General features: G+C 68.7%; 16 protein-coding genes. 4 read left to right on the plus strand and 12 right to left on the minus strand.

Annotated features, from left to right (window positions below):
- Nucleotides 1–30 precede the first annotated feature (30 nt).
- Nucleotides 31–2,391, minus strand: coding sequence for a putative bifunctional diguanylate cyclase/phosphodiesterase (locus OG741_RS13555; protein ID WP_405597436.1), 2,361 nt, complete (start codon nucleotides 2,389–2,391; stop codon nucleotides 31–33).
- Nucleotides 2,392–3,192: 801 nt separating this feature from the next.
- Here OG741_RS13555 and OG741_RS13560 point away from each other — a divergent pair.
- Nucleotides 3,193–4,725 (plus strand): PAS domain S-box protein, encoded by a 1,533-nt coding sequence (locus OG741_RS13560; RefSeq protein ID WP_405597438.1) that lies wholly within the window; start codon nucleotides 3,193–3,195, stop codon nucleotides 4,723–4,725.
- A complete protein-coding gene (locus tag OG741_RS13565; protein ID WP_405597440.1) occupies nucleotides 4,722–5,684 on the plus strand; it encodes a response regulator in 963 nt (320 codons plus the stop codon). The genes OG741_RS13560 and OG741_RS13565 overlap by 4 nt, the downstream gene beginning before the upstream one ends.
- Nucleotides 5,685–5,820: 136 nt before the next feature.
- Here OG741_RS13565 and OG741_RS13570 read toward each other — a convergent pair whose 3' ends face one another.
- The 6 genes from OG741_RS13570 to leuA all read right to left on the minus strand — a co-directional run bounded on the left by OG741_RS13570 (nucleotide 5,821) and on the right by leuA (nucleotide 11,890).
- Complete coding sequence (locus tag OG741_RS13570) at nucleotides 5,821–6,411, minus strand: tetratricopeptide repeat protein (protein ID WP_405597441.1); 591 nt, start codon at nucleotides 6,409–6,411, stop codon at nucleotides 5,821–5,823.
- Nucleotides 6,412–6,696: 285 nt separating this feature from the next.
- Entirely contained in the window at nucleotides 6,697–7,050 is a 354-nt protein-coding gene (locus tag OG741_RS13575) for a hypothetical protein (protein WP_405597443.1), read from the minus strand.
- A 116-nt stretch (nucleotides 7,051–7,166) separates the two neighbouring features.
- Entirely contained in the window at nucleotides 7,167–8,357 is a 1,191-nt protein-coding gene (locus tag OG741_RS13580; protein ID WP_405597445.1) for an IS110 family transposase, read from the minus strand.
- A 565-nt stretch (nucleotides 8,358–8,922) separates the two neighbouring features.
- Nucleotides 8,923–9,060 (minus strand): hypothetical protein, encoded by a 138-nt coding sequence (locus OG741_RS13585; protein WP_405597448.1) that lies wholly within the window; start codon nucleotides 9,058–9,060, stop codon nucleotides 8,923–8,925.
- A gap of 174 nt (nucleotides 9,061–9,234) precedes the next feature.
- A complete protein-coding gene (locus OG741_RS13590; protein WP_266476512.1) occupies nucleotides 9,235–9,927 on the minus strand; it encodes a TerB family tellurite resistance protein in 693 nt (230 codons plus the stop codon).
- A gap of 202 nt (nucleotides 9,928–10,129) precedes the next feature.
- Nucleotides 10,130–11,890, minus strand: a complete 1,761-nt coding sequence (leuA, locus tag OG741_RS13595) for a 2-isopropylmalate synthase (protein WP_405597451.1) — start codon at nucleotides 11,888–11,890, stop codon at nucleotides 10,130–10,132.
- A 363-nt stretch (nucleotides 11,891–12,253) separates the two neighbouring features.
- On the opposite strand from leuA, the gene OG741_RS13600 reads away from it, so the two are divergent.
- Both OG741_RS13600 and OG741_RS13605 read left to right on the plus strand, forming a co-directional pair.
- Entirely contained in the window at nucleotides 12,254–13,321 is a 1,068-nt protein-coding gene (locus OG741_RS13600; protein WP_405597454.1) for a M4 family metallopeptidase, read from the plus strand.
- A gap of 25 nt (nucleotides 13,322–13,346) precedes the next feature.
- Nucleotides 13,347–13,613 carry a protealysin inhibitor emfourin gene (locus tag OG741_RS13605; protein ID WP_405597456.1) on the plus strand — a complete coding sequence of 89 codons (267 nt, stop codon included), beginning with the start codon at nucleotides 13,347–13,349 and terminating at the stop codon, nucleotides 13,611–13,613.
- Between the two features lie 293 nt (nucleotides 13,614–13,906).
- On the opposite strand, the gene era is transcribed toward OG741_RS13605, so the two are convergent.
- The 5 genes from era to OG741_RS13630 all read right to left on the minus strand — a co-directional run bounded on the left by era (nucleotide 13,907) and on the right by OG741_RS13630 (nucleotide 18,609).
- Nucleotides 13,907–14,857 carry a GTPase Era gene (era, locus tag OG741_RS13610; RefSeq protein ID WP_405605546.1) on the minus strand — a complete coding sequence of 317 codons (951 nt, stop codon included), beginning with the start codon at nucleotides 14,855–14,857 and terminating at the stop codon, nucleotides 13,907–13,909.
- 11 nt (nucleotides 14,858–14,868) lie between these two features.
- A complete protein-coding gene (locus OG741_RS13615; RefSeq protein WP_405597458.1) occupies nucleotides 14,869–15,819 on the minus strand; it encodes a WxL protein peptidoglycan domain-containing protein in 951 nt (316 codons plus the stop codon).
- A 55-nt stretch (nucleotides 15,820–15,874) separates the two neighbouring features.
- Nucleotides 15,875–17,251 (minus strand): beta-xylosidase, encoded by a 1,377-nt coding sequence (locus OG741_RS13620; protein ID WP_405597460.1) that lies wholly within the window; start codon nucleotides 17,249–17,251, stop codon nucleotides 15,875–15,877.
- Nucleotides 17,252–17,455: 204 nt separating this feature from the next.
- Nucleotides 17,456–17,809: a cytidine deaminase gene (locus tag OG741_RS13625; protein ID WP_405597462.1), complete on the minus strand. Its 354-nt coding sequence runs from the start codon at nucleotides 17,807–17,809 to the stop codon at nucleotides 17,456–17,458.
- Nucleotides 17,810–17,865: 56 nt separating this feature from the next.
- Entirely contained in the window at nucleotides 17,866–18,609 is a 744-nt protein-coding gene (locus OG741_RS13630; protein WP_405597464.1) for a hypothetical protein, read from the minus strand.
- Between the last annotated feature and the right edge of the window lie 73 nt (nucleotides 18,610–18,682).

The raw sequence follows: 18,682 nt of genomic DNA on the forward strand, positions 1-18,682 counted from the left end.
GGGAACACCCGGGCCCCGGCACCACCATGCCTATCGGGCGGGCCGGTGCAGTTCCGGTGCGGGGTGGTTGGTGAGGTGCTCCTCCAGTGCGTGTGCTGTCAAGGGCCGTGCGTAGTAGAAGCCCTGGCCGTGGGGGCAGCCGAGGGTGTAGAGGCGGTCGGCCTGTTCCGGGGTTTCGATGCCTTCGGCGATGGTGTCCACGCCGAGGGCATGGCTCAGGTACAGGATGGCCTGGATGAGGCCGTTGTCCGTCGCGACGCCGGGGGTGTTGACGAAGCTCTGGTCGATCTTGACGATGTCAACGGGCAGATTGCGCAGGTAGGACAGGGAGGAGTAGCCGGTGCCGAAGTCATCGATGGAGATGCGGACGCCGAGACTGCGCAGGGCGGAGATGTGAGCGGCAGCGGTCTCGGCGTCGGCGATGAGCACGTTCTCGGTGACCTCCAGGACCAGAGAGGAGGCGGGGAAGCCGGTCTCGCACAGGACCCGGGTGACATTGTCGAGGAAGGTGGGGTCCTTGAGCTGGCGGCCGGAGACGTTGACGGCGATGGTCAGCGCCCGTCGACCGAGTGAGCGGTCCTGCCAGCGCCGGCCTTGGCGACACGCCTCGCGCAGGATCCAGTCGCCGATGGGGATGATGAGGCCGGTCTCCTCGGCGATGGGGATGAAATGCTCGGGCGGGATCGGGGCGCGGCCACGTGGCTGCCAGCGGATCAGGGCCTCCACTCCGGTGGTCTCTTCGGTGTCCAGCTCGACCACGGGCTGGTAGAGGACGGTGAGTTCGTTCCGGGTGAGCGCGTAGCGCAGGTCCTGGGCGATGCGGGCCTGGTCCTGCTGGGCGGCGCTCATGCTCGGTTCGAACACGACCGTGCGGTTGCGCCCCTGGTCCTTGGCCACGTAGAGAGCGAGGTCCGCGGCGCGCAGCGTTTCGGCGGGTGATGTCGGCTCGTCGATCGCGACCAAGCCGATGCTGGCCGTCACGTAGACGGAGCGGTTGCCGGAGAGCGCGAAGGGGTCTTTGAACCGCTCGAGGAACCGCTGGGCGTAGGCAAGAATGGCGTCGGGCGGCAGTTCTTCCGCCAGCACGGCGAACTCGTCCCCGCCCACCCGGGCCACGGTGTCCTGCTGGCGTACGCCGCCCAACAGCCGGTGGGCGACCGCGATCAACACCTCGTCGCCGACGGGGTGGCCCAGGCTGTCGTTGACATCCTTGAACCTGTCGAGGTCGATCAGCAGAAGGCCGGTGGTACCCACCGCCGAAGGGCGGCTCAGTACGTGTTCCAGCCGTTCGGACAACAGGGCCCGGTTGCACAGGCCCGTCAGCGGGTCGTGGAATGCCTGGTGGCTGAGCTGCTTCTGAAGCGACGTCTGCTCACGCAAGGACCGTTCCAGGGCCTCGGCCCGCGTGTGCGCCTGGCCGGCCTGGCTCTGGGCGTACCGGGCGAGGAGAGCGACCCGCAGGACCAGCAGCAGGGTCAGACAGGCCACGATGGCGGAGACAACCGCGACGTGCGAGGACTGGTCGCGGACATCGCCGGCCTCGACGATCACCAGCACCGGCCCAATGACCGCGAGCAGCATGAGGAGCGCCAGGCGGGTGCCGGACAGGGCCGTCTGGCGCCCTTCCATCAGCTCTGCCGTCCTGACCAGCGACGGATGCAGGGCGGCGGCACCCATGAAGAGGTAGGAAGTCATCCAGGTGGCGTAGGACACCTCCGGTGCGATCGGGGCGCCGGTCGTGGCCAGGGTGGAGTAGAAGAGGGCGTCGGCACCAAGTGTGGCGCCCAACCAGGCGGTTAGCAGTAGGAAGGAGGGGGTGCGGGTGCCGGTGGTGAGCACCAGCCGGGTGGCCATGCACAGAAGCACCAGGTCGGCCACCGGATAGGCCAGTGAGACCGTCAGCGGCAGCGGGGACAGGTGGCTGCGCAGGTAGGGGGCGATGATGAAGGCCCAGGCCAGGGTGGTCGCACCCAGGGTGATGATGCCCGCGTCCAGCAGGCCCGCCCAGCGCAGGCGTCGGCTCTGCACCCGGGTCAGGGTGATCAGGCCCGCGGCGAACAAGGGGTAGGCGGCCAGGTAGAGCACGTCGGCCGCCGAGGGGAAGGGCACGGAGGTGCCCTGGAACTGGTACAGCCCGAAGATCACGTCCGCCGCAGCGAACAGACCCATCCCCGCGGTGAACAGATACCAGGGGGTGGCCGGGCGTGGCCGGTTCATGCGTATCCCGGCCAGCATCGCGGCGGTGGCTGAGGCAGCCAGCAGCGGGGAGATCAGGTGGCGGACCGGGACGGAGATGAGCAGATAGGCGACGATCACCCCCGCCCCCGCTACCAGGTACAGCCACCACGCGGATTGACGACCAGCCCTCACCCGGCCTTGAACGTCGTCCATGAGCCCTCCTACGCGGGCCCGCACGGCGCGAAGGTGCCGTACGTGGCCTGGGGCAGACAGGGGCGTGATTCGTGCCAAAGCCTGAAACGGTCACTTCAAGCGAAGACCTGACTACGGAAAATCGCAAATCGACTCAACCGACCAGCGCCGACGGGTCGATGCCTCGTAACAGCCCATCTCAGCGGCCATCTGGTAACGACTTCGGGGGGCGCCCGGGCGTACTCGCCTGGCGGCCGGCCAGCGTGCGATCAGCAGGTTGCCGGTCAGGGGAGCACGGTTCGGTGCTTGGCTCTCACCGGGTGCCACGGCGGACAGAGCGGTGCGGCGGTTCCTCAAGGAATCGGCGTTTTTGTTCGCGGCCGAGCTCGACCGGCAACGCAAATTTAGTGGCGGTGCGTGTTGTTGGCCACCGAGCCGAGAGCGTAGACAGGGCACCGGGCGCCTGCGGGAGACGCCTGCCCGGGTGCGCCGACCAGAGCCATCCTCCTGCCTCCGGCCGGCGGTCACCATGGGTGCGAGGTGGGCAATGGAGCAGTAAAGTGGACCTTGCAGTATCCAAAAGAGTACGAAGGGTAATCAGGCGCTGTCTCAGCCTCCTCACTGGGCCGGCTTTCAGACGAGGCCGCCTGACTTCGGGAGGACATGTGCCGAACGAAGACACGAGCCCGGTCCCAGGGTGTGGCCGGAGAATTCCGTAGGCGGTCCATCCCAGTGGCTTCTTTCCTGGGACCTGGGACGCGGGTCGACTCGGGAGATACAAAGCGGTGGCCGCAGGGCCACTTCAATGTACGGGGAGGTGGCGTGGAGCCAGACCCGAAAGCGCCGACGCAGGAGTGGCCGGACGTGGCGGAGGAGGAGCGCTTCCGCCTGCTTCTGAAGAATTCCCCCGACATGGTTTTCAGGCGCAGCGTGGGCGGGACGTACCTGGATGTGTCCCCGGCGAGTTGGGCGCTGCTCGGCTGCCCCTGCGAGGAAGTTGTCGGGACCTCCGTGGCCGAGTGGATCCATCCCGACGACATGGAAGCCTTTGAGACTGCGGAGCGGACTCTGGCCGATTCGGGCCGGGTGGTCGTATGTGTGCGGCTGCGACGCAGCGACAGGCGCTGGGTGTGGACCGAGTCGACTGCCTGGGTCGTCCGCAACGACCGGGGCACGCCGATCGAGGTACGCGGCTTCACCCGGGAGGCTGAGGGGCCACAGGAGGGGGAAGAGACGCTACGGGCGGTGCAGGAGCAGGCACGCTCGATCATCGACACCGCTCGTGACGCGTTCGTGCGCATCGATGAACAGGGCGTGGTTCTCGACTGGAATCAGAGTGCCGAGAACCTTTTCGGGTGGACGCGCCAGGAAGTGCTGGGACGGGCCCTGGTCGAGACCATCATCCCCGAGCGCTACCGCGCTGCGCACCTGGCCGGTCTGCAGCGCGTACTGGCAGGCGGGGAGCCGCGTGTGCTCGACAGGCAGATCGAGATCTCGGCACTGCACCGCGACGGGCATGAGCTGCCGGTCGAGTTGGGGGTATGGCGGCTGGAATCGAGAGCCATCCGCTGTTTCAACGCCTTCATCCGGGACATCACCGAGCGTAAGCAGGCCGAGCAGGCCCTGGTCCTTGAGACCGAACGCAGGCACCTGCTGGCCGAGACCATTCGCAGCCGCGAGCAGGAACGCACGTGGCTGGCCGCAGAGCTGCACGACGGCCCGATCCAGCGGCTCACCGCCGTCGGCTACGGCTTCGAGGAAGCCTGCCTCGTCCTCGACCGCGAAGGCGTGCAGGCGAGCCGGGCGCTGTTCGCCCAGGCCCGCGCGCGTTTGGGCGAGGAGATCCGCGGCCTGCGCACGCTCATGACCGTCCTGCGCCCGCCCGCCCTCGACGAGCAGGGCCTGGCGGTGGCGTTGCGGGACCTCGCCGACGAGTTCAGCCGACGGCACGGCGTGCGCTGCCCCGTGACGATATCGGTCTCGCATCGGCTCGCCCCCGACGTCGAGACCGTGCTCTACCGCGTCGTCCAGGAAGCCCTGGCCAACATCGCGCGACACGCGCACGCCACCAACGCCGCCGTAACCCTGGCCGACTCCGCGCCCGGGTCCAGCCACCCCTCCGACAGCACCGTGGTCCTCACCGTGGCCGACGACGGCGTCGGCTTCGATACGACGCGGACCCCCGGGTTCGTCGCCGACGGGCATTTCGGCGTGGCCTCGATGCGCGAACGCGTCCATATCGCCTCCGGGACTTACACCCTCACCTCGTCCCTGGGCGCCGGTACCCGCATCGAGGTTCGCATACCAGTAGGCCGGGGCCGGACGGCCGCCGGCGAGAAGGAAGGGCAGCCATGACCACTGCAGGCGCTTTTCCCGACAGCGATCCGGACCGGGCACGGCCCGCCGTACGAACCCTCATCGTCGACGACGTCGATGAGGTACGTGACGGGCTCGCCCGGCTGCTCGCCCGTATCCCCACGATCGAGGTGGTGGGCACGGCCGGCGACGGCGCGCAGGCGGTGCGGCTCGTCGATGAGCTAAGGCCTGCGGTGGTCCTCATGGACATGCGCATGCCGGTCATGGACGGCCTGGAAGCCACCGGCAAGATCGCGGCGAAGCATAACGACACCGCCGTCATCGTGTTGTCGGCCTACGGCGACGACTCCCTGGTTGTCAAAGCCCTCCTGCGCGGCGCCCGAGGCTACCTACTCAAGGGCGCCGACGCCAACGAGTTGACCCACGCGATCGAGGCCGCCGCCCGCGGCGAGACTCGTGTGTCCGGATCACTGACCAAACCCTTGGTGGACCGGCTGGTCGAAACCCTCACCACGGAATGCAAACTGCGAGCCGAAGCCGAAGCCGAAGCACGCGATCTCGCCGAGCGTCACGCCGAGAACCAAGCGCTCAGCGCACGGCTGGCCGGCCTGCTCGACGCCGCTCCCGTCGGGATCGTCGAAACCGACACCGCCGACCGGATACTGCGCTGGAACCGCGCCGCCGAGCGCATCTACGGATGGAGCGCAGAGGACGTCCTCGGCCGACCCGACCCCAACCCCACACCGCCTCGGGCCGTCCACCTGGCCGACGGACCCGCCAACCCAGAGCCCTCGCAGCACACGCGCAGCGACGGCGGCACGGTGTACGTGGAGATCGCCCGCGCCGCACTCACCGACCCTGATGGACGCACGACCGGCGAAATCAAGGTCATCACGGATCTCACGCACCGCAAGGAACTCGAAGCCAAACCGCACCACAGCCGGAGCACCTGGGTGCCGCGGATACGGCAACGGCGGCGCGGAGTGCCTCGCGGATGACGAGGCGGGGGCCCGGCTGCCGGGCCCAGGCAGTCCAACGTGGTAGACAAGCGCATCACACACGCGGTGGATCCGCGATGAGCGCGCCCCCGCGGCCCGCAGGAGCTCCCCAGCTCAGCGGCCTGATCGGAGCCTATTAACACCCTTCAGGGCTACCGAGACGGGCGGCCGTGCCGCTGCCCCAAGTGGGGTGATTGCCCGCCCTGGCGTGCGAGTCGGATCCGCGATCGCTGCCTCCTTCCTCCTGGCAGCTGCGTTCTTCGCCCGGATGTCGCTGCCCAACCTGCCACCGCGCGCCGAGGGCGGTCCGACGCTGCTCGGCGAACTGCGGGAGGGCTGGAGCTACTTCAGCTCCCAGCCGTGGATCTGGACGGGTGACGTTGGCCTTCGCCGTCTTCAACGCCGTCAACATGGGTGTCTGGCAGATCCTCGGCCCGGTGATCGCGAACGAGGCGGCCGATGGTGCCGGCGCTGTCCGTGCCTGCCCCTGCTTGCGCATCAGCAAAGCGAGGTTGAAGGCGCACTTCACGACAGCATCCGGATTCTCGGACGCCACGCCATGGAGATAGACGGACTCCGCCTGAGCCTCGTCGCCCCGCAGCTCGAGCAAATGGCCGAGGCTGGCTGCGGCCAGCGGGAAGTACTCCGAGTCCCCGGACTCCATGACCTGGACGAACAGCTCCTGCGCACCGTCCAGATCCCCCTGCTCTCGCCGGTCAGCAGCCATTTGGAGGACTACTTGCCATGGTCTGCCACCCCCGACTTGAGTGATGCTCGGAGGCAGCCCACCCGACGGTTCACCGGACTGCTCACGCTGCTTGCGCCACCATGCCACTGGCCCTCCCGGGGTGTTAGACGACCACGGTTGCTGAGTGGAGCGTCCAGCGTCAATGACCGCCGTAGGCAGGTCCGTCGTCGATAAGAACAAGCTGACACTCCCACGATCGCTACGCGCTGCCGCCAGATCGGCGGCCTGCGGGTCGCCTGGACTGGAAAGCCATCCTTGTGCGGCTCAGTGGGTAGGGTTGACGAAGTCCAGGGCCTCACGGGCCAGTCCGTCCCAGCTGAGCTCCGAGCCGGGGTCCAGGCTGAGCCACTCGCGCATGAGCCGCCCGTGCCCCGGGTCGAAGCGCTCGCCCTCACCGGCATCCACCAGCTCGTCGACCCGGGCCCGCGGGAGCTTCACCACCAGACGGCCCTGCGCGAGCATCGCGAAAATCTTCCCGCCGACCTTGAGCGCAGCAGCGCCGAACTTTCCCTCCCGTCCCAGCTCGTCGCCAGGGATAGTCACCCCGTCCAGCTCCGCGAACTGCGCGACCAGCTGCTCGTACCGCTTCTCGGGAGAGACTGCCCGCCGTCGCTGCATCGGCTCCTCGACTCATTCCGGCCGGTGCGGGGTCTCCTGCCGACCTCCGACATCTCGGCGTTCGGCAGCCTACTGTTGTGACCAGGCAGACCATAAAGAACTTCCCAATGACGATGTCAAGCTGCTGCGGTGACGGACGGTCGGACTTGGTAGCACGCTCCGTCGCGGATCATCGCCCATAGAACGTTGGCTCTGCGACGGGCCAGAGCCGGCAGGGCTTGCTTGTGCCCCTTGCCTTCGTTTCGCTTGCGCGAGTAGTAGGCCTGGGAGGCGGTGCAGGTTCTCAGGCTGGCCATGGCGGAGAGGTAGAAGGCCCGCAGCAGGCCGCGGTGATAGCGGCGGGGCCGGCGCATGTTGCCGCTGACGCGGCCGGAGTCACGAGGCACGGGTGACAGGCCGGCGAACGAGGCCAGCCGGTCGGCGGTGCCGAACGCCTCCATGTCACCGCCCGTAGCGGCGATGAACTCGGCTCCGAGCAGGGCACCCATGCCAGGAAGGCTGCGGATTACGCCAGCGTGCGCATGCTCGTGAAACCGGGCCTCGATGAGTGCGTCGAGCTCGGCGATCTCCTCATCGAGGGCCATCACCCCCTTCGCGATGCGGGCCACCATCGTGGCCGCCAGCTTCTCTCCGGGCAGTGCGGTGTGCTGAGAGTGGGCCGCCTCGACGACGGTCTCGGCGAGCGTGGCGGCGTTCTTGACCTTGCGGTTCTTCAGCCAGGTCCCGATCCGTTTGGCCCCGCTTCGGCGGGTCGCTGCCGGTGTCTGATATGCGGTCAGCAGGACGACCGGGCCCTTCTTGCTCAAGTTCAGTGCCCGCTCCAACGCGGGAAAGATCTCTAGGAGTTGGGCTCGCAGTCGGTTGATCTGGCGGGTGCGGTCGTTGACCAGGTCAGTGCGGCGGGCGGTCAGGGTCCGCAGGTCGACGGCTATCTCGTCGCCGGGCCGGAGCAGGCCGAGATCCTTGCGCATCCGCGCCTGGTCGGCGATGACGAACGCGTCCTTCTCGTCCGTCTTGCCTTGACCCCGGTAAGCCGTCGATGCCTGGTGAACGGCCAGTCCGGTGATATAGACCATCGGCTGGTCGTGACTGAGCAGCAGTCCGATCAGCAAGGCGGCACCGCCGTGGTTGATGTCCACCGCCCACAACGCCTCCTCGGAGAGCGCGAGCACGTCTGAGATCAGCTGCAGCAGGTCCGGCTCGTCGTTGAGGACCCGGCGCGAGAGCAGGCGCTCTCCCTGAGCGTCCATCACCACGCAGTGATGATGTTCCTTGCCGATGTCCACTCCGGCCCAGATCTGGGGCACGGTCACCTCCGCCAGCTCGTCGTCACAGATCGATCCCGCAGACGACCTCGCCGACGTTGTCCTACACAGCGATCGAGTCGCGTATCCCAATCAGCGGTCGAGTCGTCGCGGAGCTCCGGGCGGCCAAGTTCTTTGAGCCATCCAACGGCGACAAGCTCACAGCCATACCCAGAACCCCTGGGCCCGCCGATCTTACGAATGACCGACTCAGACCCACGCCTGAAAGGTAGGACAAGCTGAGATTGAAGTCGGCTTGTTGCGCTGGCGATGGCCCCGCCGAACTCGCGCCTGAAGTGGATCTCCCGGGCGTGCTTGAGCGGGAACGCGCTGAAGTCGGACCTGTCAGATGCCGCGTCGGCGTCGGGCGACCGTGTAGCCAATGGCTCCTACGGAGCAGAGGGCGAGACTGAAGCCGATGCCGGTCTGAAGACCAGTGGGACCTGACGCTCCGCCGAGGCCGCCCTTGGCTCCGCGACTAGGCAGCGCGGTCGGGCTCACCGGCTGCCTGGTGGTGCTGGTTCTACGTGGTTCCTGGGGACGGTCACTGAGCCCGTGCGGGCCTTGTCTAGTCCACGACGTTGTCGCGCGGTACGTCACCGAGCTTGCCCGCGAAGGGTCCTGCCAGGGCGATGACGGCGATCCAGAGCGCGAGCACCGCCCAGGGCACGGCTCGGCGGCGATTGCTTGCGGGCACGGGCCCCATGGGTGTCTCCCCTTCGTCACGGGTGGCGTCCGGTGTCGGATCCGATCACCAGACTCCCGTCGGGGAGTGCTCAATACGTCGCGCGGGCGGCGGAGACGGTCCCTACTGCCCGGGGTGGCAGCGGCCCCCCGTTACTCCCCGGGGAGTACGCGCCGAAGGCGGACCAGAACCGGACTAGAAGGGCGCACGCGCCGTCGCCAGCAGCCGCGCCGTATCGTCCGCGCACAGCTGCAGCGCCGTACCGACCGTCGTCAGCACCTCTCGCTCCGCCGCGCTGTACGGCCCGTCCGCGAGTGCGATCCGTGCCCCCTGGAGCAGGATCGACTCCCGCCCCGCGGGCGCCAGATGGGGTGCCAGCGGCTCCAGCGCCTCGTGCAGTTCGATCGCGAGGGCCGCGCCATAGGGCCCGGTGTCGGTGACGAAACGGCCGGTGTCCGCGGCAAGCGCCTCGATCAGGCCGGTGAGCTGGTCCTCCGTGCAGTCGTCGAGCCCGGCCGCGCGGACGGTGGCGACGGCGGTCTCCCGGACCGGGCGGGAGGAGGTGCCGCCGGAGGCAAGGACGGCGAGAGCGACGGTGTGGACGGCGTCACGGAGCATCGCGGAGAAGCGGGCGGTGGTGGGGTGGTCGAGGGCGTCCATGCCGAAGTGGCCGTGGCAGGCGGCGCATTCGACGACCGGGCCCGCGAAGCCGCGCGGCAGCAGGGGCACACCGAGGAAGGTGAAGCGCCGGCGGCCGGTGCGGCGGCGGTAGTTGCGGTCGCCTCCGCAATCGGGGCAGAAGAACTCACCGTCCCCCACAGTGTTCCAAGAGGTATGAACGCCGCAGACCAGCAATTTTCGGCCGAACAGTCCCCGGTCTGGCTGCACCTCGCACCTCCGAAACGCTCCGGCAACATTGCCGCATTGGCGTGATGTTAGCCACATCGGTGATGTCACGTCAGCACCCCCGGCAGCAGTGCACCGGGACATGGCCGATTCCCTCGCCTGTCGCCCGCACACACGAACGCCGGACAGGCTTGTTTTCAAGCCTGTCCGGCGATCAGGACCGGACCCCGGTTGTCCGGGGGTACTAGCGCCCCGCGCGGTTGACGGCCGAGACGACCGCCTTCAGCGACGCACGCGTCGTGTTCGCGTCGATGCCGATGCCCCACAGCACCTTGCCGTCGATCGCGCACTCGATGTACGACGCGGCCTGCGCGGACGCGCCCTCGCTCATCGTGTGCTCCTGGTAGTCCAGCAGCCGCGCGTCGACGCCCACCGCGTTCAGCGCCTCGAAGAACGCGGAGATCGGGCCGTTGCCGGTGCCGGTCAGGACCGTCTCGGCGCCGTCCACGACCGCCTCGACGGTCAGGGTGTCGATGCCGTCCTTGTCGGTCGTCGTCTGGCCGGAACTCAGCTGGATACGGCCCCACGCATTGCCCGGGTTCGGCAGGTACTCGTCCTGGAAGACCGACCAGATCGCCTTCGGTGTGACCTCGCCGCCCTCGGAGTCCGTCTTCGCCTGGATGATCTTCGAGAACTCGATCTGCATCCGGCGCGGCAGGTCCAGCTTGTGCTCGTTCTTCAGGACGTACGCGACACCGCCCTTGCCCGACTGGGAGTTGACCCGGATGACCGCCTCGTAGGAACGGCCGACGTCCTTGGGGTCGATGGGCAGATACGGCACGGCCCACTCGATGTCGTCCACCGTCTTGCCCTGGGCGGCCGCGTCGGCCTCCATGGCGTCGAAGCCCTTCTTGATGGCGTCCTGGTGGGAGCCGGAGAAGGCCGTGTAGACCAGATCGCCCGCGTAGGGGTGGCGCGGGTGGATCTCCATCTGGTTGCAGTACTCGCTCGTACGGCGGATCTCGTCGATCTGCGAGAAGTCGATCTGCGGGTCGACGCCCTGCGAGAACAGGTTCATGCCCAGCGTCACCAGGTCGACGTTGCCGGTGCGCTCGCCCTGCCCGAACAGACAGCCCTCGATACGGTCGGCCCCGGCCATGATCGCCAGCTCGGCGGCGGCGACGGCGGTGCCGCGGTCGTTGTGCGGGTGGACCGACAGGCACACGTGCTCGCGGCGCGACAGATGGCGCGACATCCACTCGAAGCGGTCCGCGTGCGTGGAGGGGGTCGAACGCTCCACCGTGGCAGGCAGATTGAGGATGATCTCGCGGCCTTCCTCCGGCTGCCACACGTCACAGACGGCCTCGCAGACCTCCAGCGCGAAGTCCAGCTCGGTGTCGGTGAAGATCTCCGGGCTGTACTGGTAGCCGAAGGTCGTCTCCGGTCCCAGCAGCTTCTCGGCGTACTCCATCACCAGCCGGGTGCCGTCCACTGCGATCTGCTTGATGTCGTCCTTCGAGCCGCGGAAGACGACCCGGCGGAAGGTGGGCGCGGTCGCGTTGTACAGGTGAACGGTCGCGCGGTGGGCGCCGACGACGGACTCCACGGTCCGCTCGATCAGGTCCTCGCGCGCCTGCGTCAGGACGGAGATCGTCACGTCCTCGGGGATCGCGCCCTCTTCGATGATGGAGCGTACGAAGGCGAAGTCGGTCTCGCCGGAGGAGGGGAAGCCGACCTCGATCTCCTTGTAGCCCATGCGGACCAGCAGATCGAACATCTCGCGCTTGCGGGCGGGCGACATCGGGTCGATCAGGGCCTGGTTGCCGTCGCGCAGATCGGTCGACAGCCACCGGGGGGCCTTGGTGATCCGCTTGTCGGGCCAGGTGCGGTCGGGGATGTCGACGGCCTCGTACCGCCCGTACTTGTGGATGGGCATCCCGGACGGCTTCTGGGTGTGGGTCGCGTTGGTGACGGGCGTGGGGCGACCGACAGAGTTGTCAGACATTTGCGTAGGGCTCCTCGGGGTCCATCAAGTAGGACGGCCGACTGAGTCGAAGCAGCACCAGATCCCGCGGGGAGGGGGTCGGCCTACGACTACAGGCCCTCGCCGCGGCAGCTAAGAAGAAGCAGCCCGAAACGCATGATGCGGAGCAGCGTAGCCCAGTGCGGGCGGGGACGGCGGTGCCGTATCAGTATGCGGGACGCGACTCCACAAACGGACAAATAGTGACGTACCGCACTCGCGTGCCATGTCAGCGGTACACCAGCGGCCCGTGCCGTGGACGCCAGTCCTCCGTTATCACTCCATTTCACTAATCATGGTGGCAACTAGTGACAGCGTCATGACCCAGTGCCACAGTCCGGGGGCATGGACGCCAACGCCCGCCGGATCAACCCGGTCTTCTGCACCATCGTGCCGCCGCATGTCCTCGACAAACTGGCCCGCGCCGAGGACCCCGCCATCGCCGACCCAGCCGCCCGCACCCTCGAGCACGACGCCCTCCAGCGCACCCGCCGCCGTCTGACCACGGTCCGCGGCCTCGCCCCGGGCGTCACCGGCACGGTGTCGGACAAGCCGAACCGCACGATCTACGACGCCGAACACCAGGAGACGGTGCCGGGCAGGAAGGTCCACTCCGAGAGCGACCAGCCCGCCCAGGACGCCACGGTCAACCGCGCCCACGCGGGCCTCGGCGCCACCTTCGAGCTGTATCTGAAGGCCTACGGCCGTCACTCCATCGACGGCTCCGGCCTCCCGCTCAACGCGACCGTCCACTACGGCGAGAACTATGACAACGCCTTCTGGGACGGCGAGCGGATGGTCTTCGGCGACGGCGACAACGATCTGTTCCTGGACTTCACCCTGCCCGTGGACGTGATCGGGCACGAGCTCACGCACGGAGTCACGCAGTACACCGCGAACCTGGAGTACTTCAGCCAGTCCGGCGCGCTGAACGAGTCCATGTCGGACGTCTTCGGCTCGCTGATCAAGCAGTACTCGCTCGGCCAGAGCGCCGACCATGCCGACTGGCTGATCGGCGCGGGCCTGCTGGGCCCCAATGTGTCGGGCATCGCCCTGCGCTCGATGAAGGAGCCGGGCACGGCGTACGACGACGACGTCCTCGGCAAGGACCCGCAGCCCGCGACGATGGAGGACTACGTCAGGACCGGTCGCGACAACGGCGGCGTCCACATCAACTCGGGGATCCCGAACCACGCCTTCTACCTGGTCGCCACCGCGCTGGGCGGCAACGCGTGGGAGCGGGCGGGCCAGATCTGGTACGACGTGCTGACCGGCGGACAGCTCTCCACGACCGCGCAGTTCACCGACTTCGCGGCCCTGTCGGTGGCCGCGGCCCGCGCGCGCTACGGCGAGGGCGCGGAGCAGGAAGCTCTGCTGAAGGCATGGTCCCAGGTCGGCGTGCCTACCAACTGAGGCGTTCTCGTACTAGACAGGACCCATGCGTATCCAGGTAAGGCGCACAGGCGGATTCGCCGGCATCGAACGGTTCGCCGAGGTGGACACCTCGGGGCGGACCGACGCGAGCGAATGGCGTGCCCTGGCCGAGCGGGCGATGGCCGACGGCTCGGGCACGCCGCCGGCGGGGGTGCCGGACGGCTTCAGCTACCAGATCACCGTCGACGGGCGGACCGTCCACTGCGCTGATCCGCGCCTGTCGGAGGCGCAGCGCGAGCTGATCTCGCGGGTACTCAAGGAAGGTGCGTGACGGGACCGGTCGCCAGACCCGCCGCCTGCGGCGGGCTTGTTCCCCACCCCGCCCCTTCCCGTAACTGGGGCAAGCCCCAGACCCCTGCGCCTGCTCGCGGCGCGAACTGGGGCTCCGCCCCCAGACCCCCGTACGCGCTTCGCGCGTGTCCTCAAACGCCGGACGGGCTGAATAATTCAGCCACTCCGGCGTTTGAGGCGCGGGGTCCGGGGCGGAGCCCCGGTTAAGGGAACGGGCGGCGTGGGGAACAAGCCCCGCGCAGCGGCACCGCCACCACCGGACCCGGCGACGCGTCAGAAGCCCAGCTTCCGCAGCTGCTTCGGGTCCCGCTGCCAATCCTTCGCGACCTTCACATGCAGGTCCAGGAACACCGGCGTCCCCAGCAGCGCCTCGATCTGGTGCCGGGACTTCACCCCGACCTCCTTCAGGCGCTTGCCCTTCGGGCCGATGATGATGCCCTTCTGGCTCGGGCGCTCGATGTAGACGTTCGCGTGGATGTCCAGCAGCGGCTTGTCCGCCGGGCGGTCCTCCCGCGGCAGCATCTCCTCGACGACCACCGCGATCGAGTGCGGCAGCTCGTCCCGTACGCCCTCCAGCGCGGCCTCGCGGATCAGCTCCGCGACCATGACCTGCTCGGGCTCGTCGGTGAGGTCGCCCTCCGGGTACAGCGTCGGGCCCTCGGGCAGCAGCGGGATGAGCAGGTCCGCCACCAGCTTGACCTGTTTGCCACCGACCGCGGAGACGGGGACGATCTCCGCCCACTCCATGCCCAGCTCCTTGCCGAGCCGGTCGATCGCGATCAGCTGTTCGGCGAGGGTCCTGGAGTCGACCAGGTCGGTCTTGGTGACGATCGCGACCTTCGGGGTCTTCTTGATCCCGGCGAGCTCCTTGGCGATGAAGCGGTCACCGGGGCCGAGCTTCTCGTTCGCCGGCAGGCAGAAGCCGATCACGTCGACCTCGGCCCAGGTGGTGCGCACGATGTCGTTCAGCCGCTCGCCGAGCAGCGTGCGCGGCTTGTGCAGGCCGGGGGTGTCGACCAGGATCAGCTGCGCGTCGGGGCGGTGCACGATGCCGCGCACGGTGTGCCGGGTGGTCTGGGGCCGGTTGGAGGTGATCGCCACCTTCTGGCCGACCAGAGCGTTCGTGAGGGTGGACTTGCCCGCGTTGGGGCGGCCCACGAAGCAGGCGAAGCCTGCCCGGTGGGGGGCGTTGTTCTCATCTGTACGAGCGCTCATGGCGCCCATTGTCCCTGATGTCACGCGCCCCCGGTTACGCGCGCCCGCCGCCGGTGCACCCTGACCCACACCCCGGCACCCGCCGGGGCAGCCACGAGCAGCAGCGCGACCAGCCACGGAAGCGCGAAGAACGAGACCCCGGCCGACTCGCGTACGTCCCGCGCGCTGGCTGTGAGCTTCACCTCGCCCCATTCGAGCTGGGGTGCGCCCGACCAGCGTTCGGTGAGGCGGATCTTCTGGCGCGGCAGCAGTTCGGAGGGGACCTTCTTCAGGTCGCGGCTCAGCAGATCGCGCCCGAACAGGCCCTCGGCCTTGAGGGCGACTTTGGGGTTGAGCGTGACGTTGCCGCGGTTGTAGAGCGTGTACGAGATGAGCGCGCTGCTCTCGCCGGTGCCAGGGACGAGGGGCTGGTCGTGGGTGAACCTCACGTCCTCGACGGAGAGCGCGGCCACGGTGGGGCCGCCCACCCGCAGATAGACGCGTGCGCCGACGGCCTGCTGTATGCCCACGGCGACCGGGCCGCTCGCGGCGCCGATGCGCTCGTCGAGGGCGACCAGGGCACCGGGATGGTCGCCGGGCTCGGCGTCGTCGGGGACGGTGAGGGTGTAGGGCACGGTGACCGAGCTGTTCGCCGGGACGGTGACCCGCTCGCGCTGGGGCCTGGCCCACGCGCCGACGCCGCGCTGCTTCTCGCCGCGGGTGCGTACGGCGAAGCCGCCGTCCCGTTCGGTGTTGTACGCGTCGGCCGCGTACAGCCGGAAGGTCAGCGGGGCCGCGGTCTTGTTGGTGACCGTCACCTGGTCGGTGAGGGTCGTGCCGGGATCGGCCGAGAGATAGAAGTAGGGCCGCCCGCCCAGTTCGGAGGCTGCGGGGTAGACGGACCAGTTGCCGTTGTCGGCGGCGCGCGCGGTTCCGTGCCCGTACAACAGCATGGCGAGGACGGGCAGCACGATGGCGTAGAGCTTGCGCATGAAACCCCCACAGGCCGAGGCGGGCCGACCGGGTGCGCGCCCGGCCCGCCGGGTGTCAGGTGAGCGTGAGGGTCAGGACGCCGGAGTACGCGCCGGGGGCGGTGTACGCCGGGACGTTCAGCGAGACCTTCGCGTCCACGGTGAACTCGCCTCCGGTGAGCGCCCCGTTGGGGGTGGAGGCCAGGGTCGCGCCCGCACTGCCCACGGCTCCCGCCGAACCGGCCACGCAGGTGCTGGGGCTGCCGGGCTTGGTGGTGCAGGCCGGAGTCCAGCCGAGCTTTCCGGCGTCGATCTTTCCGCCGGGACCGGTGAAGTCGGTGACCTTGCCGGTCAGGGACCAGCCCGCGGGCCCGCCGCGGAAGTCCTTGACCGTCACCGTCTTCAGATCGCCGGTGGATGCCCCGCCCGTGCCGAAGTCGACCGCCGACATGGCGACGGTGTCACCGGCCTGGGACATGGACAACGTGCCTGCCGCGACGGAGGAGTTGAGCTTCTGGCTGTTGCCGGGCAGCGGGGTGTCGTCGATGACGGTGTACGCCGCCGGGCCCGCGCCCTTCTCCGCCGACCAGGCACTGCCCTCGTACGCGACGATGCCCGTGGTCGCCTTGTCGTTGACCGCGAGAGGTGCCGTGAAGCCGCCTGCCGCGTTCGCCTTGACGGTTGTCCTGTCGGCGGTCTCGGCCGCTCCGGCCCGGCCGACGACGGTGACGTCGGCGAGCGGAGTGAACTTGGCGCCGGTGACGGTGACGCTGTCGCCGGGCTTGCCGGAGGCCGTCGCCAGCTGGACGGAGCGCTCATTGGCTCCGGGCTGGTCCGTCGCGGTGACCGTCTCGGAGACGGGTGCGGGCGGATTGATGACCGTACAGGGGGTGTCCAGCTCCATGATGTAGCTGGTGTGGATGTTGTAGTCGCCGGGCGAGAGGGTGATCGAGCCGGGCGCGGTGACCGTGAACGTGCCGGTCATCGAGAACGGCGGGAAGGCCCCCTTGCCGGGGACCGGCGGGTTCTTCTTGGGCCCCGTGACCGTGACGCTTCCGGCCTGGGCGCCGCCGAGCGCGACCTTGCCGCTGGGCGTCATGATGTCGGCGGGCAGCGCGAGGTCGACCGGGTTACTGGCCGCGGGCTTGGTGACGGTGTAGGTGACGGTGACGGTGTCGCCGACCTTCGGTGCGGCCTTGTCGACGGTGATCTGGGCGGTCGTGGTGCCGTCGATGGGCGGGATACCGGCGATGGGCGGCGGTACGCAGTGTGTCGCGAAGTCCACCGGTGCGGATGCGGCGGCCAGCGCGTGCGCGGGCCCGGCGAGTGCCGCCGTACCGGCGACAAGGGCGACCGCTCCCAGCGCGGCGGTCCAGCGCCGCGTCCGGCTGGCGAACCGGCCGATGGATCTTCGGGTGGGCCGGGTTGCTGATCTTCGGGTGGCCGTAGCCATGATTGCCCCCTTCTGAGGAATGCCGGGGGCTATTGACGTGTCATGGCCGAAAGAAGTCAATGGAATCGAAATGCACCGTCTGATGACCCATCAGATACTGTCAAGATCCGCATTCTCGCAGGCAGAAAGGGGAATCGGCGCCACCGGTTGATGACGCCGACCCCTGTCACATTCGTGCTGTCACGCCCGCCTCGGCGCGTGCGGTCAGCCCGCGGCCACGGAGGACTTGAGCTCCCCGTCGGGCCCGGCGAGCAGCACCGGCGTCCCGGGCCCGCCCAGATCACGCACCGCCGCGCGGTCCGCGTCGGAGGCGGTGTCCGCCTCGGAGACGACGGCCGCGGCCTCCAGGGACTGCGCGCCGCTGGCGACTGCCATGGCGACGGCGGTCTGGAGCGCACTGAGCTGAAGCGACTCCAGAGCCACGGTCCCGGCGACATAGGTACGCCCGGTCTCGTCCCGTACGGCCGCACCCTCGGGCACACCGTTACGGGCCCGGGCGCTGCGCGCCAGCGTGATGATCTTGCGGTCCTCGGGACTGAGGTCGGTGCTCTGCGTCATGCCCCGAGCATAGATCGGCCGCCCGGACGGGGCCCGGGCGGCCGGTCGGACACGACCTAGCTCTGGACGCCCTTGACGAACTTGTCGCCGATCAGCTGGACCAGGTCCTCGAAACTCTTCTGCGGGGCGGCGTTGCCGGTGTTCACGTACGCGACGCGGGTGGCGCCGGTGCCCTGGTGGGCCACCAGCAGATTCGCCTTGATCTCCACACCGGGGCCGAACACGATGGCCATCTGGAAGGTGTGCGACTCCTCGCCGACCTTCGGGGCTTCCAGCTTCTTGATCTTGACGGGGACCTTCTGGCCTGCCATGTCGAAGGAGACGGTGGTGCACGTGCCCAGCGCCGTGCCGATGGCCTTGGTGAAGTCGGCGGCGCCCGTGCCCGCGAACGTGAAGACCTTCTGGCTCAGCTCGGACTTGCCGTCGGCCTGCTTGAAGTCGACGTCGGGGCCCTTGGTGGCGCCCTTGATCTCGTCGCCCATCATGTCGGCGATGGGCTGGCAGCCGGGGCGGTCGGCCTTCGGCGCCGGGTCGTCGCCGGCGGAGACCTTGTTGGACTTCCAGCCGGCCGGCAGGTCCTTGAGCTCCACCGTGGCGGCCTTCATCTGCGCGGCCGTCAGCGGCGTGTTGGCCGCAGGCTCCTCCGTCTTGGTCTCCTGCGGCTTGGCCGAATCCGTCGTGGCCGAATCCGTCTTGGCGGGCTTCTTGTCATCGCCGGACGAGCTCTGGCATGCCGCCGCCGTGAGGCACAGCGTCGAAACGGCGACAGCGGCGACCACGCCGCGCATACGGGTACGCATCAGCAGTAACTCCCCTTGAATCAAGCTCAAAACGCTCGTGGGGAGCTTCCCCCCTCCCCTTTTTTCACGGGCC

This window comes from Streptomyces sp. NBC_01410, from assembly GCF_045040195.1.
GTDB lineage: Bacteria > Actinomycetota > Actinomycetes > Streptomycetales > Streptomycetaceae > Streptomyces.